Here is a 240-nt window from a genome sequence, read left to right on the forward strand (position 1 = left end):
GGCTTTTTCTCGGTTTTACTTTGACTTCTTCTTACGATTATCTAGTTTTCAAGGAACGAATGTTTCGAGAGAAATTGCACTCTCAAAACTAAACAAACAAGTAACAGTCAACTTTTTATCAGTCCGTCAAGGACTGCATTATCCTTAGAAAGGAGGTGATCCAGCCGCACCTTCCGATACGGCTACCTTGTTACGACTTCACCCCAATCATCTGTCCCACCTTAGGCGGCTGGCTCCTTA

General features: G+C 43.3%; 1 rRNA gene. It reads right to left on the minus strand.

Features of this window, described 5'->3' with window-relative positions:
• Positions 1 to 148: 148 nt before the first annotated feature.
• A 16S ribosomal RNA gene (locus M3189_RS26785) occupies positions 149 to 240 on the minus strand; the annotation flags it as partial.

Origin of the sequence: Neobacillus niacini, from assembly GCF_023715415.1 — a bacterium.
Taxonomy (GTDB): domain Bacteria; phylum Bacillota; class Bacilli; order Bacillales; family Cytobacillaceae; genus Neobacillus; species Neobacillus niacini_C.